Below are 23,658 nucleotides of genomic sequence, written 5' to 3'. Positions count from 1 at the left end.
CTGGTTTAATCAAAGGGATCCATGCCGGCAGCGCAGAAAACGTCCTGGATGCGATTTTTGACGTTCGCGCTGCTGCTGGCGGCCGGCCTGGCGCTGGCCGTCGTCGCCGGCCGCTGGGCCGAGCACGCGGCCATCGAGCGCTTGCGCGAAGCCGGCGCCCAGCGCCTGCAAGGCTATGCGCTGGGCCTGGAAAACCTGCTGTTGAAGTACGACTTCCTGCCCGGCACCCTGGAGCTCAACAAGGACGTGATCGCGCTGCTCGCCGACCAGCGCGACGACGGGCTGCGGCGCGAGGTCAACACCTACCTCGAGAGCGTCAACAAGCTGTCGCGCGCCACCACCATCTACATCGTCAATTTGCAGGGCATTACCCAGGCGGCCAGCAACTGGCGCGCAGCCGACAGTTTTGTCGGCGACAATGTCGCCTTCCGCCCTTACGTGCGCGATGCGCTCAACGGCAAGCCGGGCGGCTTCTATGGCGTAGGCACCACCAGCCGCGAACCCGGTTATTTTTTCGCCCACGGCATCTACCGCGAAGGCCATATGCTCGGTGTGGCCGCGCTCAAGGTCAATATCGAAAAGCTGGAAGCGTCCTGGGTGCAGGGCCGCGATCGCGTGCTGCTGGCCGACGCCAACGGCGTTGCCATCCTGAGTTCCGTCCCCGAATGGAAATACGGCACGTTGGCCCCGCTGGCGCCCGAGGTACGGCGCGAGCTCGAACGCTCGCGCCAGTTCCACTCGCACTCGCTCAGGCAGATCGGCTACCGCGAACTGCGCCCGCTCGACGCGAACGCGAACACGGAAGCCGGTACCAGCATCGTGGCCGTGGACGGCGCGCCGGGCAGCGGCCGCATGCTGCGCCAGTCGCTGCACATCGGTGCGCGCGACTGGCAGTTCGTGTATTTTTCCGACCTGGGACCGGCCGAGGCCAGCGCACGCAGCGCCCTGGTTTTTGCCTGCCTGTCGCAGGCGCTGCTGGCCATGCTGGTGCTGTATGCGCGCCAGCGCCGCCGCCTTGGCCGCCAGCGCCTGCGCGCGCGCGAGGATTTGCAGCGCGCCTACGACGACCTGGAAACCATGGTGGCCGAGCGCACCGCCAGCCTGCAGCAGATGACCGAGAACCTGTCCGCAGAAAACCTGGTGCGGCGCAAGGCCGAGCAGCAACTGCGCCAGGCGCAGTCGGAGCTGATCCAGGCTGCCAAAATGGCGGTGCTGGGCCAGATGTCGGCAGGGATGACCCATGAACTGAACCAGCCCCTGACCGCGCTGCGCACCATGGCCGACAACGCGCGCGTGCTGATCGAACGCGGACGCCTGCCCGAGGCCAGCGCCAACCTGGCCACCATCTCGCAACTGGTGGCGCGCATGGGCCTGATCACCGGGCAGTTGCGCCAGTTCGCCCGCAAGACCGACGCCGGCTTACAGGCGGTGCCGGTGGCTGCTGCGATTACGGGTGCACTGTTCCTGGTCGAGCGGCGGGTGGAGCTGGAGCGCATCAATTTCCGCATGTCGATGCGGGACCACGACGTCCACGCGCTGTGCGACGGCAATCGCCTGGAACAGGTGCTGGTCAACCTGTTTACCAACGCGCTCGACGCCATGCAGGGCAGCGAGGTGCGCCAGCTGACCGTGACGGTGGAGCGCACCGACGAGCGGGTGATGATCGGCGTGGCCGACAGCGGCCCCGGGGTGCCGGCAGACATCCGCGCCCACCTGTTCGAACCATTTTTTACGACAAAACCGCAAGGGCAGGGCCTGGGCCTGGGGCTGGCGATCTCCGAGCAGATCGTACGTGAATTCGGCGGCCTGCTGCGCGTGGAAACCGCGCCGGCGGGTGGCGCCCGGTTTATCATTGAGCTGCCTTTGGCGGAGCGGGAGACAAACAATGCATGATATGAAAATTTTATTGGTTGAAGACGACGCCAGCGTGCGCGCCGGCAGCGCCCAGGCGCTGGACCTGGCCGGGCTGCAAGTGACGGACTTTCACGCGGCCGAAAACGCACTGGCGCAGATTACCCAGGGTTTTGCGGGCGTGGTGGTGACCGATGTGCGCCTGCCCGGCATGAGCGGGCTCGATCTGATGGCGGCGGTGCACGCCATCGACGCCCAGTTGCCGGTGATCCTGGTCACCGGGCACGGCGACATCAACATGGCGGTCAATGCCATGCGCGACGGCGCCTACGATTTCATCGCCAAGCCATATTCGTCCGAGCAGCTGGTGGACGTGGTGCAGCGGGCGCTGGAAACCCGGCGCCTGGTCCTGGAGGTGGCAGCGCTGCGCCACCGCATCGAGCATGGCGAGGGCATCGACGCGACGCTGCTGGGCGATTCACCGGCCATGCGCGACCTGCGGCGCCTGATCCTGGACCTGGCCGACGCACCGGCCGATGTGCTGATCTACGGCGAAACCGGTACCGGCAAGGAGATGGTCGCGCGCTGCCTGCACCAGTACAGCCGCCGCCAGAACAGGCACTTCGTCGCCCTCAACTGCGGCGCCATCCCCGAGAATATCTTCGAGAGCGAAGTGTTCGGCCACGAGCAGGGATCGTTTACCGGCGCGGCCAAGCGCCAGATCGGCAAGATCGAACATGCCGACGGCGGCTCGCTGTTCCTCGACGAGATCGAAAGCCTGGCCATGCCGTTACAGGTCAAGCTGCTGCGGGTGCTGCAGGAGCGGGTCGTGGAGCGGCTCGGCTCCAACACGCCGGTACCGGTCGATCTGCGCGTGATCGCCGCGTCGAAGGTCGATTTGAAGGAATGGTCGGACCAGCAGAAGTTCCGCAGCGATTTGTACTACCGCCTGAACCTGATCGTGCTGAACCTGCCGCCGCTGCGCGAACGGCGCGAGGACATCCCGCTGCTGTTCGAGCACTTCCTGCTGGGCGCGGCCGCCCGCTACCAGCGCGTGGTGCCGCCGGTGCCGGGACCGCTGATGCAGTCGCTGATGGCGCACGACTGGCCCGGCAATGTGCGTGAACTGCGCAATATCGCCGAGCGGTACGCATTGGGCCTGTCGAGCGGTGCGGACGGCCTGTTGTCGGTGAAAAACCTGGCGCCGGTGCCGCTGGCGGACCAGGTGGGCGGATTCGAGCGGGCGGTCATCGAGCAGGAGTTGCGCAAGGCGGGTGGCAGCGTGACGGAGGTGAGCGTGGCGCTGGGCGTGCCGAAGCAGACCCTGTATTACAAGATGCAGAAGTACGGCTTGACGTCGGACGAGTACAAGAACCCGTAAAGCAGGCCATTGTGCACAATTCGTCATCGTTTGCGCGCCGGCCATGCAAGACGAGAGCGCAGGCGGCGCGGTAAATTACGGGCTGATTCCCTGTTCGAGGACCAGCCATGCACGTACCCGTTCCGTTTCGCCACCGCCGCCTGTTATTGAAGGGCGCTGCCAGCCTCGGACTGGCCGGGTGGGGCGCCAAAACCGTCGCACGGGCGGCAAGTACAGGTGAGCCATCGGCCGCGATTCCCGGTTCGGCGCGCGCCGTGCCGCTGTCGGCGGTGCGGTTGCTGCCATCGGTGTATGCGGACGCGGTGCTCGCCAACCAGGCTTACCTGCTGCGCTTGAGCGCCGACCGCTTCCTGCACAACTATCACAAGTTCGCCGGTCTGCCGGTCAAGGGCGCCATCTACGGCGGCTGGGAGTCGGACACCATCGCCGGTGAAGGGCTGGGCCACTACCTGTCCGCGCTGGCGCTGATGCATGCGCAGACCGGGGATGCGGCATTCAAGCCGCGCATCGATTACATCGTGGCCGAACTGGCGCGCGTGCAGCAGGCGCAGGGCGACGGCTATATCGGCGGCTTCATGCGCAAGCGCAAGGACGGCACCGTGGTCGATGGCAAGGAGATCTTCCCCGAGATCATGCGCGGCGAGATCCGCTCGGCGGGGTTCGATCTCAATGGCTGCTGGGTGCCGCTGTATAACTGGCACAAGGTGTTCGCCGGCCTGTTCGACGCCCACACTTACACCGGCAACACGCAGGCCCTGCAAGTCGCCATCGGGCTGGCCGGCTACCTCGCTACCGTCTGCGCCGCGCTCGACGACGACCAGTTGCAGCAGGTGCTGGCCTGCGAACACGGCGGCATCAACGAGAGTTTTGCCGAACTGTATGCGCGTACGCACGACCGCCGCTGGCTGGCGCTGGCCCACCGGCTGTATCACAGGAAGGCGCTGGAACCGCTGGCGCGCGGACGCGACGAACTGGCCAACCTGCACGCCAACACCCAGATCCCCAAGCTGCTGGGCCTTGCGCGCCTGCACGAGGTCGATCCGAATCCCGGCTACGCCGAAACCACGCGCTTTTTCTGGCAGCGCGTAACGCAGCACCACAGCTACGTGATCGGCGGCCACGGCGACCGCGAATATTTTTCCGCGCCCGACACCATCGCCGCCCACATCACCGAACAGACCTGCGAGGCCTGCTGCAGCTACAACATGCTCAAGATGACGCGCCAGCTGTTTGGCTGGGCGCCGCACGCCGCCTACTTCGATTACTACGAGCGCACCCACCTCAATCACATCCTGGCGCACCAGAATCCGCGCACCGGCATGTTCACGTACATGACGCCATTGATGTCCGGCGTGGCGCGCGAATATTCAAGCGAGGAAAACGACTTCTGGTGCTGCGTGCTGTCCGGCATGGAGAGCCACGCCAAGCACGGCGACTCCATCTACTGGGAAAACGGCGACACCCTGTTCGTCAACCTGTACATCCCGTCCAGGGTGCACTGGCGCCAGGCGGCGGCCACCCTCCAGATGACCACGCGCTACCCGTACGAAGGCGACATCGACATCGCGATCGAGCGCATCGCCGCGCCGCGCGCCACCACGCTGGCGCTGCGCCTGCCGGCATGGGCCGCCAACCACACGCTGCTGGTCAACGGCAAACCGTACCATGCCGCGCGCGGCCATGGCTATTTGCTGCTGCGTCGGCGCTGGAAAGCGGGAGACAAGGTGCGGCTGTCGCTGCCACTCGAATTGCGCCTGGAAGCGGCGGCCGGCAACGGGCAGGTGCAAGCGCTGTTGCGCGGGCCGATGGTGCTGGCAGCGGACCTGGGGCCGTCGGAGCAGCCGTTCGACGGCCTGGCGCCAGCGCTGGTGGGCGCCGACATTCTCGGTGCCTTCAAGCCGGTGGACAGCAAGAGCGCCACCTACCGTAGCGTGGGCAGCGGCCGGCCCGGCGACATGACATTCAGGCCGTTCTTTTCGCAGTACGAGCGCCGTGCGGCCGTGTACTTCAACGCCTACACGGAACCGCAGTGGGCTGACTCTGAAGCAGCATTCCGCAAGGAAGAGGCCAGATTGAAGGCGCTGGCGGCGCGGTCGGTGGACGTGATGCACCTGGGCGAAATGCAGCCGGAGCGCGACCACGACCTGCAATCGGAGATCTCATACCCGGTGTCATACCGCGGCCGCATGGGGCGCGACGCCCGCACCGGCGGCTATTTCAGCTTCCGCCTCAAGTGCGGCGACGGCCCGCTGGTGCTGCAGGCCAGCTATTGGGGCGAGGAACGCAACCGCGACTTTCATATCCTGGTCGATGGCGTGCGCGTGGCGCGGGTGAGGCTCGATGCCAGCCATGCCGGCGTGTTTTTCGATGAAGACTACCCGGTGCCGCCAGTCCTCACGAAGGGCAAGCAGGCGATCACCGTGCGCTTCGAGCCGGAACCGGGCCACACGGCCGGCCCGGTGTTCGGCGTGCGTCTGTATCGGGCCGAGTGATCAGGCGTCGTTGCACTCGCTGTGTACCGGTTGCAGATCGGCCGCGATGATGGCGGCGTTTTCCGGGTAAAACGGGCGCAGCGCTTCGACCAGCACGTGCGGCGTCGAGGGCGACGAAAACACCAGCACATCGCCCGGCTGGCACTTGGCGATCGCCACTGCCAGCGCCTGCTGCACGTCGTCGATTTGCACGGCCGTGCCGTCGCCGCTCAGTTGCTGGCGGATGCCTTCCACGATCAGGGCTCCGGTCTGGCCATCTGCACGGCCGCGCCGGTTGGACTGATAGACGATCAGTTCGTTGAAGTCGATCGCGCAGCTGCGGCCTATGTCGCGCAGGTCGGCGTCGCGACGGTCGCCGGGGGCGGTCACCACGCCGATCACCTTGCCAGCGGTGCCTGTTCCAGTCGCGGCCAATGAACGGGCCATCTTGCCCAGCGCGCGGTAGGCGGCCGGGTTGTGGGCGTAATCGATCACCAGCGTGCCCTTGCCGATGCTGTAGATATTCGCGCGCAGCGGGTTGTTATGGCTGTCCGACACGAATGTGGTCAACGCCTCGGCGATCCTGGGCAGCGTGAAATCGCTGGCGATCAGTGCCGCAGTGGCCGCCAGCGCGTTGGCGATGTTGAACATGGCGTGGCCCTGCACCGACATCGGCATGGCCGCCGTGCTGACCAGCGCCTCGTGGCGGCTGCCGTGACCGATCATCAGCACGCCGCCCTGCAGCCAGGTGGCGCGGCCACCTTGTTGCAGGTGGGTGAGCAGCACCGGATGTTCGGGATCGAGCGAGAAGTACAGTACTTCCACGCCTTCCTCCACCTGCGACGCCATGCGCACGCAATACGGGTCTTCCGCATTGAGCACCACCGCGCGGCTGGCGGTGCGCGCCACCACGGCTTTGACTTCAGCCAGATCGTCCAGCGTTTCCACGCCGTCCATGCCCAGGTGGTCGGCGCTCACATTCAATACCACGCCCACGTCGCAGCGGTCGAATGCCAGGCCGCGCTTGAGGATGCCGCCGCGCGCCGTTTCCAGCACCGCGAAGTCCACTTCCGTGGACGTGAGCACCTTGCGCGCCGACCAGTAGCCGGAGCAGTCGCCCTGATCGACGCGCACGCCGTTGATGAACACACCTTCGGTGGTGGTCAGGCCGGTGCCCAGCCTGGCCACGCGTGCGGCATGACCGAGCAGCAGGGTGGTGGTGGTCTTGCCATTGGTGCCGGTGACGGCAACGACCGGGATGCGGCCATTCCCCTTGCCGTACATGGCTTCCACGATGGCGTCGCCGGCGTCGCGCGGCTGGCCGCTGCTCGGGTACTGGTGCATGCGGATGCCGGGCGCGGCGTTCACTTCGATGATGCCGCCATCCTGCTCATCGAGCGGCACGCCGATGTTGCGGCAGATGATGTCGATGCCGGCGATATCGAGCCCGATGGTGCGCGCGGCGCGGATGCAGATCTCGCGCGTGGACGGATGCAGCAGGTCGGTCGCATCCTCGGCCGTGCCGCCGGTGGACAGGTTGGCGTTGCCGCGCAGGGCGACCACGATGCCCGCCGGCGGTACGCTGTCGAAGGTGTAGCCTTGCTTTTTCACCAAATCTTCGGCGATCTGGTCGAGCCGCATTTTGGTCAGAATATTGGTATGGCCGTCGCCGCGCGCCGGGTTGAGGTTTTCGTGCGCCACCAGTTCGGCGATGGTGCGGACGCCGTCGCCGGTCACTTCCGGCGGGCGGCGGCGCGAGGCGGCTGCCACCTTGCCGCCGGTGACCAGCACGCGGTAGTCGTGACCTTCGAGGTATTTTTCCACGATTACGCGGCGGCTGTAGCCGCGCGCGTGTTCGAACGCGGTTTCGATCTGGTCCGCGGTGACGCACACGGTGGTCACGCCCTTGCCCTGGTTGGCGTCGAGCGGCTTGATGGTGACCGGCACACCGATACGGCGCGCTGCGCGCTGGGCCTGCTCCACGTCGGTGACCAGGCGCCCGCGCGGTACCGGCACGCCGGCTTCGGCCAGCAGGGTCTTGGTCAGCTGCTTGTCGCTGGCGATGTTCGCCGCCACCAGCGACGTATTGCCGGTGACGGTGGCCTGCAGCCGCTTCTGGCGCGAGCCCCATCCCAGCTGGAACAGGTTGGCTTCTTCGGTCAGGCGCAGGCTCGGAATACCGCGCCGGGTGGCAGCGTCGATGACGGCGGCGGTGCTGGTGCCGATAGCGCGGCGCTCGGCGTGGTCGCGTAGTTCGGCCAGCGGTTCTTCCAGGTCGAATGGCTGGTCGCGGGCCAGCGCGGACACCAGCTCCAGCGCGAGGGCGAAGGCTTCCTGCGCCACCTGCTCGAACTGGTAGCCGCAGACGACGCGGTAGCGGCCCGGTTGTCCTGCGATCGGCGTCGAACGGCCGAATCCCACCGGCGCGCCGGCCAGGGTTTGCAGTTCCAGCGCCACGTGTTCGACCACGCGCGCCATGTAGGTGCCTTGTTGCAGGCGCTGCACGAAACCGCCCGGCTTGCCGGGCGGTGAATAATGTTGGCCAAGGGTGGGGATCAGTTCCAGCAGCGCGGCGCTAAAGTTGGGCAGGGCGCTGGTGCTCACGCCCTGCAAGTCGGCCAGGTCGATCACGGTGAGCAGGCACCGCGCGCTGCTGTAGAGATTGGGGCCACGCAGCACGCGTTGTTCGATGATGTTCATGACAGGGTGTTCCTATGGGTGACGATATGCATAAAATGTGCGAGCGGCGCCGGGGCTTCGATAGTCTTGTAGCGCGAACCGGAAGGCAGCAGGTGCAGCCGGACGTCGATCAATTCCGGACAACCGTGCTGCGGCAGGTCGGCGATGTTGGTGATGGTGTCGCGGCCGTCGGCAATGGTGACGGCGCCATCGCCGATCACCTCGATACCGGAACCCGGCGTGACGATCAGCGCCGTATCTTCATCGATGCCGATGCCGAGCAAGTGCGGATTGGCGGCAACGATGGTGAGCAGCCGCGCGAGCCGGTGGCGCTGCGAGAAATGCTGGTCGATCACCACGCGGTTGACCAGCCCCAGGCCCGCACCCAGGTGCACCGCGCCCTTTTCGGGATGCAGATCGGTCTTGCCGTCGGCAAGCATGTGGTTGGACATGGCCGACGCGCCAGCGCTGGTGCCGGCAATCACCGCGCCGCGTTCGATCAACGCGCGGTGCATGGCCTCGTCGGCCAGCGTGCCGCCGATGATGGCCATCAGGCGCTTCTGGTCGCCGCCGGTCATGAAGATGCCGTCGGCCTGTTCGATTTCCGCGACCAGTGCGGGGTTGTTGGCATCGGCGCGCGAGTCGAGATGCAGGTGCTTGCGGGCGGCGACGCCCAGGTCGGCGAACGCCGTGTCGTACATCTCCCATACCTTGTCAGGTACGCGGCTGGCGGTGGTGATGACGACGAGACGGCGTCCGGCGCCGCCGGCTATTTCGACGAAGCGGGTCAATACATTCTTGTCATCGGTGCGGTCTTCGCCTCCGCCTATGATCATCAGGTGGCCTGTACTCACGCTTGTATCCATCCTCACGCCAGCAGTTGGCGGAAGATGCGGGTGGCCATCAGGCCGGAGGCGCTGTGGTGGCGTGCCGGCGACATCAGGTCGATCAGCATGGTCATCGCCGCAGGCTTGCTGCCGGCGGCGGCCAGGCGCTGTTCCAGGCGGCGCAGTTCCGAGCCGCCATCGCCGGCATCGAGGTCCGCTTCGCGCGCCGGATGGTGGCGGATCACGCCGCGCGGCTTGTTGGCATTGGGGCGCGTGACCGCGCCGCCACCCAGCGTTTCCATGGCGCGCTGGCGGGCGCGGAAGCTGATCACGCGCGCGCCCGTGGCAGGTGCTTGCGCTGTCGCTGTGCGTGGCGTGGCGATCCAGTCGCGCAAAATCTGCTGTTCATAGCCGCTGAACACTCCGAACATCTCGGCGCGCTCGCTCTGGATCAGTTTCCAGAAGCGGCTGTTCTCGGCCGGTTCGCCGCGCTTGATCCAGCCGGCGTTTTCCAGTTCCAGCAGCATGTGCGGGATTTGCGTGGGCTCGGCCAGCCAGTCGTTGATGCTGCGGCCCGCCACGCGGCAGTAATCGGAGTGCATGTTCTGGCCGACCACGCTTTTCTCCTGCATGATCTGCACCAGTTCCGCTTCCAGGTCGAATTCGCTGATGACCGACGTGGTGCACGCGCCCAGGTCGTTGAGGCGATAGCCGTCGAGCATGCGGCGCTGGAAGTCGGCCGGGTCGGCGGCGTTGGCCATCAACTGCTGCACGCCTTGCAGCGCCTTGTGGGCGTGGCCGGTGCCCGCATTGTCCACCGTGATGTGCAGGGTGAAGTAATAGGGGTCGATGCCCAGCTCGTTGAGTTCGTACGACGTGATCAACAGGTGCAGCGGCAGCTGTTCGTAACCGAGGTTGTAGCCGACGATTTCGGGCAGGTAGTGTTCGGCGTCCGCCGCCAGCGCCAGCTGGATCGCGCCCTGCACGAACTTGTCGTCGTCGAGGCCGCGCCACTGGTCGCATTCGAGGCCGGCCAGCAGCTTCTTGTACAGGACCACGTGGTTTTTTTCGGCGATGCCGTCGCCCAGTTCTTCCAGGTATGTTTGAATCAGTGGACGGAAATCGGCGTCTTCCCAGCGATCGAGCAAGGCAAACAGCCAGGCGCCATCGACCAACTTGGTTGGTGCGACCGCCTTGATGAAGTACATCGCGTGGGATTTGCTGGCGAAGTAGCGGCGCGGGGCGCCGCTGCGCCGGGCGTCGAGATAGTCGCGGTACTGCTGGCCGACGGCCACGCTGCGCGCGCGCATCCACTCGCCCATCTCGGTGACGTCGGCCGGCACGTCGTCTTGCAGCGCGCGCGCCGCTTGCAGCTGGCGGTCGAGATAGCCGCGGGCAGTATCGCGGTGCTCGGTCAATGCGCCGTGCTCAAGCAAAAAATAAAGTTCTTTCGCCGATGGCGTGGAGGACGCCGAAGGCGCTGAAGACAACAATGGCGCGAGGGAGGTTTGCATGGGAGGCCCGGAAACTGGTTTATTTGATGCATTATCCCGGGCGGGGGGAAGGCGTGATATCGGTGCTCCCCCTGAGGCTGTGTAAGACGATGATTACACGTATTGCCTCAGGGGATCAGTACTTACTTTTTGCTGGGAACCGGCGTGACATTCTGCGCATCGGGCACCGGCTTCTTGGCCTGCACGTTACGCGTTGCGGACGGCGATTGCGCCAGGTTGCGGGTGCGGGTAGCGTCGGCCAGCGCCGCAGCGCAATTGACCGGTTCCACCTTGCTGACGTTAATCAAAGGCAGCAGCGCAGCCAGCGGATTGACCACGGACGCCAGTGCCACGGCCGCGCCACCTTTCAACGCCAGTGGGCCGACATGCGGTCCCACTTTCGGGTCGGTAAAGGTGCCCTTGGCGTACAGCGGCGTGCGCAGCGTGATGATGCGGGCGCCCTTGGTCTGCGGCTTGACGTCGAGGTCCAGCTGCTCGGTGGCCAGGTTGACCGAACCCGTGACATTGATCACGGCTTCGTCGGTATCGACCACGAAGCGGCGGATTTGCGCATTGCCGCGTTCCACCACGAAGTCGCCGGCGCCGCAGTTGAGCTCCACCTGCTTGTCGCCGAACAGTTTGACGAACACCAGGTTGGCCACGTTCAGGCCCGCCGCTTCGAGGATGAATTTGCTGACCGTGCCGTCGCTGACAGTGGCGCCCAGTTCACCGTCGGACGTGGCCAGCATGGTCGATACCGAATTGCCCTTGCCAGCGAGCGCCACGTCGGCGTTGACTTCACCCACGCTGGCCTGCATCGATTCCAGCTTGGGAAACAGCTGCTTGATTTTCAGGTGGCGCGCGGCCGCCCGCATCTGGGCATCGATGGTGTTGTTGCGGCCATCGAGGCGGATGTTGGATGTGACGGTGCCGCCGGCCATGCCGAAGTTGAGCGGCGTGAGGGTGAGCACCTTGTCCTTCATGCGGATGTGGGTTTCCACGTCGGTAAATGGAATGTCGGCCGTGCGTACCAGTTTTTTACCGGTGAACTTGACGTCGGCATCGAGCGCGTCCCATTTCTCGGTGTTGAACTGCTCGACCGGCAGGGCCTTGCCATTTGGCTGGACTTTTTTCTGGCCGCGCGCCGCCTTGTCTTCGTTGGAGTCGGCGCCGATGGTAGGGCCCAGGTCTTCAAGGCGCAGCTGTTTCGACTGCACGGCGCCGGTCAGTAGTGGCCGCGGTTTGCGCACGCTGTATTCGAGCGTGCCCTCGAGGTCGCTGCCGCCCACGGTGCCGGTGAAATTGCGATAGGCCCAGTTCCAGTCCGCGCCGGCTTTCTTGCCGACCAGGCGGCCACGGGTGGCATACGGCGGCGTGGCCGGCAGCAGCACGCCGGTGATCGTGTACAGGTCGGCCATCGAGGCGCCGGCCAGCGACATATTGAGGTCGATGCCGGCCAGCGAACGCGGATCGGTGATCACGCCTTCCAGGGCCAGCTTGTTCTTGCCGGCGGCAGCATTGGCCTGGATCGGAAACTTCAGGTGGTCCTGCTGCAGCGAAAGTACGTTGCCGGTCTTGCCGCCGCCGACGATCTTGGCGTCGCGGTAGGTGCCGCCCAGGATGAAGCGCAGGCCGTAAATCTTCGCTTCGTCACCAGACAAGGTTTCCGCCTTGGCGTTGACATCGAGATCGATGCCACGGTCGATATAGCGCGCCGTACCCTCGCTCAGCTGCACGCGGTCGATATTGACCTCCCACTCGGAAGGGCCGTTGTCCTTGAAGGTCCAGGTATTGGTGCCATCGGCGCGGCGTTCTGCTGCCACGGCCAGTCTTTCCACGGCCAGGTCGGAGATGTGCGCCTCCTTGTGCAGCAGCGGCAGCAAGTGGATGCCGGCCGCCACGTTGCCCACGCTGACCAGCTGCGGCCCGGCCTTGGTCCATTCCGGGTTGGCGATGTGGACGTCGGCAGCGTTGATCTGCGGCCTGGGCACGTAGTGGCGCCAGCCGGTTTCGTTCGGTTCCTTCCACTTGAAGCGCACGCTGAGATCGCCCTTGATGGCGAACTCGCGTCCGATACTTTCCGACACCTTGTTGTTGATGTAGGGCTTGGCGCGATTCCAGTCGAACGTCAGGATGAAGATGACGACCGCCACCAGCAGCAGCACGAGGAAGCCGACGATCGCAAGGAAAATATTGAGTGGGCGTGATTTTGTCATGGCCTCATGGTAGGCCTGGCAACGCCCCATTAATGTGCGCTTCACCACATACGCGCAAGGTTGGTTGCCGCAAGGCTAACTATTGGTCAGCAGGTGCGCGCGCAGCAGCTCGCGTTCGACCGGTTCCGGGTTGCCAATGTAGCGCAGCTTGCTGCCGGTTTGCATGGCCACCGGCAGGCCGTCGCGGAACAGGATGCGGTTGCCGGCCAGCGCCGGCACCTTGTCGCCGGGGAGCAGGGTGCCGCACAGGTTGAGCGGATCGATGCCGGACAGGCACACGTAGGCGCCATCGTGCGGACGGCGCCGCATGTCGCGCAGCAGCGGAATCGCTTCGGGCAGCGCGAACTGTTCCCCCGACAGTCCGGCCACGAAGCGCCCGCCACGGATGTCGCCGCGTGCTTCGAGCCGGTGATAGACGGGCAGCAGTTCGCGCCAGGCCGGCATCCACGACGCCTCGCGCTCGAGCAGGCGCCAGAACATCACGCCGTAACGGCGCAACAAGGTCATGGCGATGTGCTCGAGCGTGTCGGGATCGGTGCGTGGCCGGCGCGCCGGCGGCGCCGGCTTTTTCGCGGCGATGGCTGACACGGGATCGCCGGCGGCGGCTATCTCGCTGGGCCGTTCGACGATGGTGACGCCGTCGGTGCGGCGCACCAGCGCCCAGCGGCCGGCTTCTTCCATCGCCGGCCCGGCGCCCACCATGCCGCGCCGGCGGCGCTTATCGAGCGCGTTGCGCCTGGCTGCCGGCGCCAGCATGGCGCGCAGGCCGGCATAGCTGTCGGCATTGACCAGGCCCGTGGCCACCAGTTCGCCCAGCGCGGTTTCCAGCTCCGCACCGAGCAGGCGGGCGTCGCGCGCCAGTTCGTCGAAGAACATCGCGCCTTCGCTGCGCAGCGCAGCCAGCACCCGCGCAGCGCGGGCCGATACGGTGATCTCGCCGGCCACCGCCGGCAGCGCGTGCCACAGCGCCAGTTGACGGCGGGGCAGCAGCACCAGCGGCGTGCCGCGCACCGGGCCGCCGGCGGCGGAAGCTGGGGCGCCCACGCGGGTCCAGACGATCTTGCCGGCGCGGCACAGGTCGTCGAGCCAGGTGTTCGAATAGTCGTCCACGCGCAAGGCCAGCAGGTCGCTTTCCCAGCCGCCTGCCGCCGCCTCGTAGCCTTCGAGCTGCGCCAGGATCTGCGCCAGCGCGTCCTGACCACTGAGCTGGTTCCCCTCGGACAGGTGCTGCCAGTCGAACAGGAAGCGCATGAAGTCCTGGCGCTCGACCGGCTCGATCTCGCGCCGCAGCCGCTTGATGGTGTAGCGGTGGATGCGCGCCAGCAGGTGGCGTTCCACCCATTCCTCGTCCTCCGCACCGGGCGTGAAGCGGCCGCGCATGACGTAGCCTTCGCTCTCCAGCCGGGTGAGCGCGATGGTCGCTGTCGATGCATGCAAACCCAGCGGGGCGGCGATGGCGGCGATGGTTTGCGGGCCGAAGCCGCCCTGGCGCGCGCGCAGCAGTTCCACCAGCGCGCTGTCGCGGGTCCACGCTTCGTCGTCAAGGTGGGCCGGTGGCGGCGCCAGTAGCGGCGTGGCCAAGGCATGCGGATACGCCGCTTGCAGGCAGGCCAGCCGTTCGAGCGCCACCCACAGCTGCGTGTCGCCATCGGCCAGCAGCGTGGCGCGTCCGCCGGCCACCAGCGTTTGCAGCCAGCCGGCCCAGCCGGCGTTGGCGCTGGCCTCGTCCTGCGTAATGGCGGCCAGGGCGACCAGCGCCTCGTGCATCTCGTCGCTGCTCCGTACATCGGGCCACGCTTCCTGTGCCACCGCCTCGATGGCGCCAGCGTCCAGCGCGCCCAGGTCGTCGGTGGAGGCGGGGTCGGTCCAGCGGCGGTTGAGCACTGCCTGGGTGCGGCGCTCTTCCAGCGGCGCGTCGTCCAGAAAGGCGTAAGGGCGGGCGTTGAGGATTTCCATCGCCAGCGGCGACGGCGCCGGCAGGTCGCGGGCCAGCAGCCGTACCTCGCCCGCCTCCATGCGCCGCAGCAGGGCCAGCCAGCCTTCGCTGTCCATCGCTTCGTGCAGGCAGTCGTCCAGCGTCTGGTCCACCAGCGGGTGGCTCGGCAGTTCGCGTTCGCCGACGATATTTTCCAGGCACGCCGCCTGGTCGGGGAACACGGCAGCGAGCAGGTCGTCGCTTTTCATTCTTTGCAGCTGTGGCGCGACCTTGCGTCCACCGGCGTAACGCGGCAGGGCCAGCGCGGTGGTGGCGTTCCAGCGCCACCGCACGTTGAACAGCGGCGCGTCGAGCAGCGCCTGCACCAGGACCTGCTCGGCGGTGGCGGCGCGCAGGTAGCGCCATACCTCGTCGAGCGGGAAGCTGTGGCTCTCGGACAGCGACAGCACGATGGCGTCTTCGGTGGCGGCGGCCTGCAATTCGAAATTGAAATTGCGGCAGAAGCGCTTGCGCAAGGCGAGGCCCCAGGCGCGGTTGATGCGGCTGCCGTACGGCGTATGGAGCACCAGCTGCATGCCGCCCGACTCGTCGAAAAAGCGCTCCATCACCAGCGTGTCATGGGTGGGCAGTGCGCCCAGGGCGGAGCGGGCGCGGGCCAGATAATCGACGATCTGGCGCGCGGCGTCGTCGTTCAGCCCCAGGTGTTCGTGCAGCCAGTCGATGGCGCGTTCCAATGCGGCTGCGCCGGACTCGCCCTCGGCACGGCCCAGCAGCCGGCAGATCTCGCCGCGCAGGCGCGCCACGCCGAACGACAGCTCATCGCTGCGGCCCGGCGCCTCGCCGATCCAGAACGGGATGTTGGGCGCGGCGCCGTGGGCGTCTTCCACCCGCACCTTGCCGGCGTCGATGCGCTGGATGCGGTACGACGTGTTCCCGAGCTGGAAAACGTCGCCGGCCAGACTTTCGACCGCGAAGTCCTCGTGCACGGTGCCGATCGAGATGCCCTGCGGTTCGAGCAGCACCGAATAATCCGCATTGTCGGGAATGGTGCCGCCCGAGGTGACGGCGGTGAGCTTGCCGCCGCGCCGTCCGCGCACGGTGCCGCTCACGGTATCTCTGTGCAGGTAGGCGCCGCGCACGCCCTGGCGCGTGGTGTAGCCTTCCGAGAGCATGCGCAGCACGGCGTCGAAACGGTCGCGGACCAGGGGGGCGTAGGGCCAGGCCTGACGCATCAGGGCGAACAGGTCGTCCTCGCGCCATTCGCGGCTGGCCACTTCGGCCACGATGTGCTGAGCCAGCACATCGAGCGGCGCCACCGGCACATGCAGGATATCGAGTTCGTCGCGGCGCACGCAGTCGAGCAGCGCCGCGCATTCCACCAGGTCGTCGCGCGACGTGGGAAACAGCCGTCCCTTGGGCAGCCCGCCCACGTGGTGGCCCGAGCGGCCCACGCGCTGCAGGAAGGCGGCAATGCTGCGCGGAGAGCCGATCTGGCAAACGAGGTCCACGTCGCCGATGTCGATGCCCAGTTCCAGCGAGGCAGTAGCGACCAGCACCCGCAAATCGCCGCGCTTGAGGCGCTGCTCGGCATCGAGCCGGTATTCCTTGGCCAGGCTGCCGTGGTGTGCGGCCACGTGTTCGCCGCCCAGGCGGTCGGCCAGGTGGCGTGCCATGCGCTCGGCCATGCGCCGCGTATTGACGAACACCAGCGTGGTGCGGTGCAGGACGGTCAGTTCCGCCAGCTTGTCGTACACGCGCTCCCACACTTCGTTGGGCATTACCGCTTCCAGCGGCACCGGCGGCAGTTCCAGCCCCAGGTCGCGCGCACGCACGTGGCCCACGTCCACCACCGCGCAATCCGCGCCGGTACCGGCCAGGAAATGCGCCACGGTGGACAAGGGTTTTTGCGTGGCCGACAGGCCGATGCGCACCGGCGGCGTCTCGCACAAGGCCTCGAGCCGCTCCAGGCTCAGCGACAGGTGGCTGCCACGTTTGCTGCCGGCTACCGCGTGGATTTCATCGACGATCACCGTGCGCACGCCGGCCAGCATGGCGCGGCCGCTGTCGGAACCGAGCAGGACGTACAGCGATTCGGGCGTGGATACCAGGATGTGCGGCGCGCGGCGGCGCATGGCATTGCGTTCGGCCTGGGTGGTGTCGCCGGTGCGCACGGCGCTGCGGATGCCGTGCGGCGGCAGTCCCATCGCCTGCAACTGCGCGGTTATGCCCTCCAGCGGCGCGAGCAGGTTCACGCGGATATCGTTCGACAACGCCTTCAGCGGCGAAACGTACAGCACCCGTGTGACATCGGGCAGCGGGCCGGCGCCGCTCTCGCGCACCAGCGCATCGATGGCAGCGAGGAAGGCGGTGAGCGTTTTGCCCGAGCCGGTGGGCGCGGCGATCAGGGTGGGGCGGCCAGCCTGGATCAGCGGCCAGGCGCGGCGCTGGGCCTCGGTGGCGGCGGGGAAGGTCGCGCCAAACCACGCGGCAACGGCGGGGTGGAAGTCTTGCCAGTCGTGGAGGGCGGGTCGGGTCATGGGCACGAAGATGGGGGCGAAACGGGCGAACTCAATGATGCTTTCAGCGCGCATGAAAAAATCACATGCACTGCACGATTGTAGTTCAGGTATCCATCGTTGCGCACCGTTGCGAATTACGCAAAGGTGTTGCCGAGCCTGACTGGATTATCAACCGGCAGATGGCGGGCTACAGTGGCTCATCTCCAACCACTACGGACCACCGCCATGAAACAGCTGCACGACACCATCCAACTCGGCGATCTCGCCCTCACCAGCCGCATCGCCATGGCGCCGCTCACGCGCGCCCGTTCCGGCGACGACGGTGTGCCGGGCGCGCTCAACGCCATATATTACGGCCAGCGCGCCACGGCAGGCCTGATCATCACAGAGGCGACCAATGTCTCGCCCAATTCGGCCGCGTTCGAACTGGCGCCCGGCATCTACAACGAGGCGCAGTTGGCCGGCTGGCGCGGCGTGACCGAGGCGGTGCACGCTGCCGGTGGCCGCATTTTCATGCAGCTGTGGCACAGCGGCCGGGCCAGCTCGTATGCACTGCTGCAGGGCCGCGAACCGCTGTCGCCGTCGGGCGTGAACGACGACCTGGGCCTGCTGCAGGTGTATGGCGCGCTGCGCAACGGCACCTACACCCGCATCGCGGCGTCGCCGTCGCGCGCCATGACCACCGAGGAGGTCTATGCCGCCGTGGCGGAATTTCGCACCGGTGCGGTCAACGCGGTGCGCGCCGGCCTGGATGGCGTGGAGATCCACGCGGCCAATGGTTACCTGATCCAGCAGTTCCTCTCGCCCGTGGTCAACCGCCGTACCGACGAATTCGGCGGCAGTCTGGAAAACCGCCTGCGCTTCCTGCGCCTGGTGGTCGAGGCGGTGCTGGAAGTACTGCCGGCCCACCGCGTGGGCGTGCGTATCTCGCCTTTCGCGGCCTATAACAATGCCACCGATCCCGATGCCGCGCAGACGTATGGTGCAGTGGCGCGCCTGCTCGAGGATTGCGGCATCGGCTACATCCATGGCGCCGACACCAATGCCTGGGGCGGCACGCCAGACATGCCGAGAATCCTCGACATCATCCGGTCAAGCTACACCGGCGTGGTGATCGCCAATGCGGGCATGACGCCGGCGGCGGCGCAGGAACTGCTGGCCGGCGGCCAGGCGGACATGGTGGCGTTCGGGCGCGCCTATGTGGCCAACCCCGACCTGGTCGCGCGCATTGCCGCGGGCGGTCCGTACAATGAACCGGATCCGTACTCGTTCTACGGCGGCACGGCGCGCGGCTATACCGACTACCCGGCGCTGGGCTAGGTGATGGACCGCTGGCAAGCCATGCGCACGCTGGTGCAGGTAGTGGAGTCCGGTACTTTTTCCGCCGCCGCGCGCCAGCTCAATGTCGGCCAGCCGAGCATTTCCAAGACGGTGGCGCAGCTGGAGTCCGAACTGGGCGTGCAGCTGCTGCTGCGCTCCAGCCGCGGCCTCGCGCCCACCGAGGCCGGGATGGCCTATTACCAGGGCGCGCGCCGCGCGCTCGACGCCTTCCACGACGCCGAAGCCGGCGCCCGGGGCGTAGGCGCCAGTCTGTCCGGGCGCCTGGTGGCGCATGTGCCGGTGACGTTCGCGCGGCTGCATATCATGCCGCACTTGCCTGCCTTTCTCGAGACCCACCCCGACCTCACGCTCGACCTGGTGCTGGACGACCGCAATGCCGACCTGATCGAAGGCGGCGCCGACATTGCGCTGCGCCTGGGCCACCTCAAGGATTCCGCCATGACTGCGCGCCGGCTCGCGCGCGGTCCGCGCGCGCTGCTGGCCACCCCGGCATACATCGACCGTTACGGTGCGCCTGCGCACCCGTCGGAACTGCAGCATCACCAGGCCGTGGTGTACGACCGGCCCGGCAATGGTAATGGCGCTGGCAGCATGTTCGTGCGCGGCGACGAGCACGTGCCGGTGGCGTTGCGCGGGCGGCTGCTGGTATCGGCAGCCGAGGGCGTGCGCGCCGGCGTGCTGGCGCACATGGGTGTGGCCGTGGCCACCGAATGGATGTTTGCGCCGGAACTGGCAAGCGGCCAGGTCGTGCGCCTGCTGCCGGACTGGCGCCTGCCCGCCGTCGACCTGTGGGCGGTGTACCCGTCGGGCCGCAAGACCAGCGCCAAGGCGCGCGCCCTGGCCGCCTTTGTTGAAAGTGCGCTGGCCGCGCGCTGACCCCCTTCACGCGCTGGCCGCGCAGTGCCGCGTCTTATGACCTGAGGTGCGGGCCTGCCAGCGGCAGGTCGCGCCAGCGCTTGCCGGTGGCGTTGGCCAGGGCATTGCCCAGCGCGCCGGCCATCGGCCCCTGCGCCGCTTCGGCCACGCCCAGCAGCGGCGTGCCGGGGCGGTCGATCAGCACCACGTCCACCTGGTCCGGCACGTTCGAGTAGCGCATGATCGGGTAGCTGGCCCAGTCCACGCTGGCAATGCCCTGCGGGCCGAACTGCAGCTGCTCGTACAGCGTCCAGCTGGCCGATTGCAGGATGCCGCCCTCGATCTGGTTGCGGATGCCGTCCGGGCTGACCATCTGGCCGCAATCGACCGCCGCCACCACCCGCACGATGCGCACGTCGCCGGTGCTGCGATCGAGCCGGATTTCCACCGCGATCGCGACGTAGCCCATGATGTTCTTGTACTGGCCGAAGGCGAAGCCGAAACCGTGGTCCGGGCGCGCTTTCCTCTTGTCCCAGCCGAACTTGCTGGCCGCGCTCTGGATCACTGCGCGGGCGCGCTCGTTGTCCAGGTGGCGCAGGCGGAACTGCACCGGGTCGATACGGGCAGCCAGCGCCAGTTCATCCATCATGCTCTCGATGGCAAACAGGTTGACGTGGGCGCCCAGCGAGCGCATGGCCGAGGTGCGCAGCGGTGTGACCGGCAGGAAGTGGTTGACCACGCGCGACTTCGGCAGCACGTACAGCGGAATCGCATTGCGGTCGCCGCCGCCCTCGGGCATCGGCATCGGCACCGAGGGGCTGGGCACGAACGGGCGCGCCAGCAGCGTGGCCGGGATCAGTTTGCCGGCGTTGCCGGGACGCTCGTTGTGCGAGCCGCTCCATAGTTCGTACTGCCAGTCGCAGATCTTGCCGCTGGCGTCGAGCGACGCGCTCAATTGCGAGCTGATGGCCGGCGCGTATGGCTCCCACTGGTTTTCCTGGTCGCGCATCAGTTGCACCCGCACCGGCACGCCGGGCAGGGCGCGGGCGATCAGGGCGGCGTCGGCCGCCACGTCGTCGGCGCCGTTCTGGCCGTAGCACCCCGAGCCTTCGGTATGGATGCAGCGCACCGATTCGAATGGCATCGCCACCAGTTCGGCCAGTGCTGCGCGCAGCGGGTACACGCCCTGGGTATGGGTCCAGATCGTGAGCTTGTCTTCGACCAGGTGGCCCAGCGCGCACGACGGGCCGATCGACCCGTGCAGCACGTACTGCTTGGAATAGCGGTGGGCCAGCGTGGTAACGGCCGCGCCGGTGGCGCCGCGCTGGTCGGCAATGGTGATGTCCTGGGAGGGCAGGGCGCGCAGCGTGGCGTGGATGGTTTCCTGCGCCGGCAGCGGTTTGCCGGGCCGCCACTTGGCGCTGGCGCTCAAGGCGCGCATGGCCAGCACCGCCTGCCATTCGTCGCGCGCCACCACGGCCAGGTAATTGCCGTCGACGACCACTTTCACCACGCCGGCCATGCGGGCCACGCTGGCCGTGTCGGCCGACAGCAGGGTGGCGCCGTACGCTGGCGGCCGCACCACGCGCGCGTGGACCATGCCGGGCGGGCGCATGTCCTGCACGTAGGCGGCGCCGCCGGTCAGCTTGGCGGGGATATCCACGCGCGGCAGCGACGCGCCGATCACGGTGTATTTGCGCGGATCCTTCAGGGGCGACTGTTCCTGTGCGGGCCGGTGCAGGTCGATGCCGCGCACGGCTGCGCCGTAGTGCATATGGCGCCCGTCCGGCGCGGTGACCACGCCGTTACGGGTGGTGAGCAGGGCCGCGTCGAGCTTCCACTGGGCGGCGGCGCCCTGGACGACCAGTGCGCGCACCTGCGCCGCTGCGTTCAGCAGCGCGGTGCCGCTGTCGGCCATGGTGTGGCTGCCGGCGGTGAAACCTTCGTTGGGCGTGCGGCCGGTGTCGGCGGTGACAAAATCGATGGCCGCCGGCGCCATGTCCAGCTGCTCGGCCGCCACCTGCAGCAGGGCGGTGCGCACGCCGGTGCCCAGTTCCACCTTGCCGGTAAAGACGGTGGTCTTGCCGTCCGGCGCGATGCGGATCCAGGCATCGAGCATCGGAATGCGACTGAGGCTGCCCGGCAGTTTGGGGTTGGTCACGGGCGGCACACCCATGCCGTTGAATTCCGCGCGCGCGGCAGGCACCAGGCTGAAGCTCACCAGCAGGGCGCCGGCACGCAGCACGGCGCGGCGGCGCGGGTCGATCGGTTGTTCTGCTATCGTCATTTCTGGCTCGCTGCGGTAGGTTTTTGCGCCACTTCACGGATCGCGCCAAGAATGCGCATGTGGGTGCCGCAACGGCAAAGATTGGGTTCCATGTGGGCGCGGATCTGCGCTTCGCTCGGGTGCGGATTCTTTTCCAGCAGGGCCTGGGCGCGCATCACCATGCCGGCGATGCAATAGCCGCACTGCGCGGCCTGGTGCTTGATGAACGCCGCCTGCAGGGCCCCGGGTTTGGCCTGGGTGCCCAGGCTTTCGATGGTACGCACCTTGCGGCCTTCGCACGCGGCGACCGGCGTCAGGCAGCCGAACACCGGCTGGTCGTCCAGCAGCACGGTGCAGGCGCCGCACTGGCCCAGGCCGCAGCCGAACTTGGCGCCGTTCAGTTCCAGCTGGTTGCGCAGCGCGTACAGCAGCGGTGTGGAGGGATCGATGGCCAGCGTGTGCTGCACGCCGTTGACGGTAAGGCTGGTGGTCATTGCTGGTTCTCCTTGCGGATGGCGGTCACGCGTTGTTTGATGGCGCGCGCGTCGAGCGGGCGCCGTTGGTCGTCCTGCCACGGCGCGCGCTGGCCGATTTCAGTGCGCACATATACGGCAATGCTGGCCACCTGGGCATCGGTCAGGGTGCCGGCAAACGGCGGCATGTAGCTCGTTTGCCCGGCATGGGTCCATGGCAGGCCGTTGAGGATGGTCTGGATCAGGTTATCGGGCCGGGCGCCGGCCACCGCGCTGCTCAGGGCCAGCGATGGCCGGCCACCGGCCGCCATCATCGGCGCGGCGGTCGTGTGACAGCCCGCGCAGGCGCCTGAGAACAGGGCGCGGCCCGGCGCCAGGACCGCATCGTTGGCGGCGGGTTGACTGACCGCTGCCGCCGGCGTGGCAGCAGGGCTTTGCAGCGACATGATGTAGTGGGCGATGGCTGCTGCATCTTCGGGCGGGGTGGTGGCCAGGCTGTGCGCCACCGGCGCCATCGGACCGGCCGCCGCGCCGTGTTCGGGCGACCAGCCGTGGCGCAAGTACAGCGCCAGCTGCTGCTCGGTCCACGGACGCGGCGCTTGCAGCAGGGCGGTGAGCGCCGGCGCATCCCAGCCGTCGATATTGCCGCCGCTGAAAGCGGGACTGCGTTCGCCGCCGATCGGACCGAGCGCGCTGTGGCACGAGGCGCAGTGGCCGGCGCCGTCCACCAGGTAGCGGCCCCGGTTCCAGATTTCGCTGCGGTTGCTGTCGGCCGGTACCGGGCCGGGATGCAGGTACAGCAGGTTCCAGCCGGCCAGCAGCGGCCGGAAGCCGAGCGGGAAAATCAGCTCATTGGCAGGCGGCGTGGCCTGCACTGGCGTGCGTGTCATCAGGTAGGCATAGGCATCCTCGATGTCCTGGTTGGACATGCGGGTGTAATGGATGTAGGGGAAGGCCGGGTACAGCAGATGGCCGTCGCGCGCCACGCCCCGGCGCAGGGCGCGGGTAAACGCCGCGGCCGACCAGTTGCCGATGCCGGTGCCGGCGTCGGGCGTGATGTTGGTGGTGTAGATGGTGCCAAACGGGGTTTTGAGCGGCAGACCGCCGGCAAAGGGCTGGCCGCCGGCCGCCGTGTGGCACACCATGCAGTCGCCCTGGGCCACCACGCGCGCGCCGCGCGCCACCGCCTGCGCGGCAAAGCTGGCAGCGGCCGGCGGCGCGATGGGCGCGAACGCCGGCTCCAGCATCCAGGCGGCCGCGCCGGCGCAGCCGGCCAGCAGCACCGCGCCGGCCACTATCCATTTGGTCTTGCGTTTCATGTCTTCCTCCATTGATAACAGGATCGTGCCA

13 protein-coding genes are annotated in these 23,658 nt (G+C 67.4%); 5 read left to right on the top strand and 8 right to left on the bottom strand.

Annotation, left to right across the window (positions count from 1 at the left end; genetic code table 11):
• Positions 1-48: 48 nt before the first annotated feature.
• The 3 genes from SR858_RS15960 to SR858_RS15950 all read left to right on the top strand — a co-directional run bounded on the left by SR858_RS15960 (position 49) and on the right by SR858_RS15950 (position 5,724).
• A complete protein-coding gene (locus SR858_RS15960; RefSeq protein ID WP_040377377.1) occupies positions 49-1,893 on the top strand; it encodes a sensor histidine kinase in 1,845 nt (614 codons plus the stop codon).
• Positions 1,886-3,232, top strand: a complete 1,347-nt coding sequence (locus SR858_RS15955; protein ID WP_019919993.1) for a sigma-54-dependent transcriptional regulator — start codon at positions 1,886-1,888, stop codon at positions 3,230-3,232. Before SR858_RS15960 ends, SR858_RS15955 begins: the two co-directional genes overlap by 8 nt.
• Before the next feature lie 107 nt (positions 3,233-3,339).
• The gene (locus tag SR858_RS15950; RefSeq protein ID WP_051120249.1) at positions 3,340-5,724 is read left to right on the top strand and encodes a glycoside hydrolase family 127 protein; all 2,385 of its coding nucleotides are present in this window, start codon (positions 3,340-3,342) and stop codon (positions 5,722-5,724) included.
• On the opposite strand, the gene cphA is transcribed toward SR858_RS15950, so the two are convergent.
• The 5 genes from cphA to SR858_RS15925 form a co-directional block, all read right to left on the bottom strand.
• On the bottom strand, positions 5,725-8,403 hold the full coding sequence (cphA, locus tag SR858_RS15945; protein ID WP_019919991.1) for a cyanophycin synthetase: 2,679 nt from the start codon (positions 8,401-8,403) through the stop codon (positions 5,725-5,727). It abuts the gene before it with no gap.
• Complete coding sequence (locus tag SR858_RS15940; protein WP_019919990.1) at positions 8,400-9,218, bottom strand: cyanophycinase; 819 nt, start codon at positions 9,216-9,218, stop codon at positions 8,400-8,402. Before SR858_RS15940 ends, cphA begins: the two co-directional genes overlap by 4 nt.
• 32 nt (positions 9,219-9,250) lie before the next feature.
• Positions 9,251-10,723, bottom strand: coding sequence for an iron-containing redox enzyme family protein (locus SR858_RS15935; RefSeq protein ID WP_026636939.1), 1,473 nt, complete (start codon positions 10,721-10,723; stop codon positions 9,251-9,253).
• Between the two features lie 122 nt (positions 10,724-10,845).
• Positions 10,846-12,918, bottom strand: a complete 2,073-nt coding sequence (locus SR858_RS15930) for an AsmA family protein (protein WP_019919988.1) — start codon at positions 12,916-12,918, stop codon at positions 10,846-10,848.
• Between the two features lie 75 nt (positions 12,919-12,993).
• Positions 12,994-17,391, bottom strand: a complete 4,398-nt coding sequence (locus tag SR858_RS15925) for an Lhr family helicase (RefSeq protein ID WP_040377373.1) — start codon at positions 17,389-17,391, stop codon at positions 12,994-12,996.
• 207 nt (positions 17,392-17,598) lie between these two features.
• On the opposite strand from SR858_RS15925, the gene SR858_RS15920 reads away from it, so the two are divergent.
• Both SR858_RS15920 and SR858_RS15915 read left to right on the top strand, forming a co-directional pair.
• The gene (locus tag SR858_RS15920; RefSeq protein WP_019919986.1) at positions 17,599-18,693 is read left to right on the top strand and encodes an alkene reductase; all 1,095 of its coding nucleotides are present in this window, start codon (positions 17,599-17,601) and stop codon (positions 18,691-18,693) included.
• A 3-nt stretch (positions 18,694-18,696) separates the two neighbouring features.
• On the top strand, positions 18,697-19,590 hold the full coding sequence (locus SR858_RS15915) for a LysR family transcriptional regulator (RefSeq protein ID WP_019919985.1): 894 nt from the start codon (positions 18,697-18,699) through the stop codon (positions 19,588-19,590).
• A gap of 34 nt (positions 19,591-19,624) precedes the next feature.
• Here SR858_RS15915 and SR858_RS15910 read toward each other — a convergent pair whose 3' ends face one another.
• From SR858_RS15910 to SR858_RS15900, 3 genes are read right to left on the bottom strand one after another with little or no spacing between them, the layout of a single operon-like run.
• Complete coding sequence (locus tag SR858_RS15910) at positions 19,625-21,856, bottom strand: xanthine dehydrogenase family protein molybdopterin-binding subunit (RefSeq protein ID WP_019919984.1); 2,232 nt, start codon at positions 21,854-21,856, stop codon at positions 19,625-19,627.
• A complete protein-coding gene (locus SR858_RS15905; RefSeq protein WP_019919983.1) occupies positions 21,853-22,329 on the bottom strand; it encodes a (2Fe-2S)-binding protein in 477 nt (158 codons plus the stop codon). The genes SR858_RS15910 and SR858_RS15905 overlap by 4 nt, the downstream gene beginning before the upstream one ends.
• A complete protein-coding gene (locus SR858_RS15900; RefSeq protein WP_019919982.1) occupies positions 22,326-23,627 on the bottom strand; it encodes a c-type cytochrome in 1,302 nt (433 codons plus the stop codon). Before SR858_RS15900 ends, SR858_RS15905 begins: the two co-directional genes overlap by 4 nt.
• Positions 23,628-23,658: the final 31 nt, after the last annotated feature.

The organism is Duganella zoogloeoides, from assembly GCF_034479515.1.
GTDB lineage: Bacteria > Pseudomonadota > Gammaproteobacteria > Burkholderiales > Burkholderiaceae_D > Rugamonas > Rugamonas zoogloeoides.
This window is presented reverse-complemented; position numbering and strand designations above follow the sequence as displayed.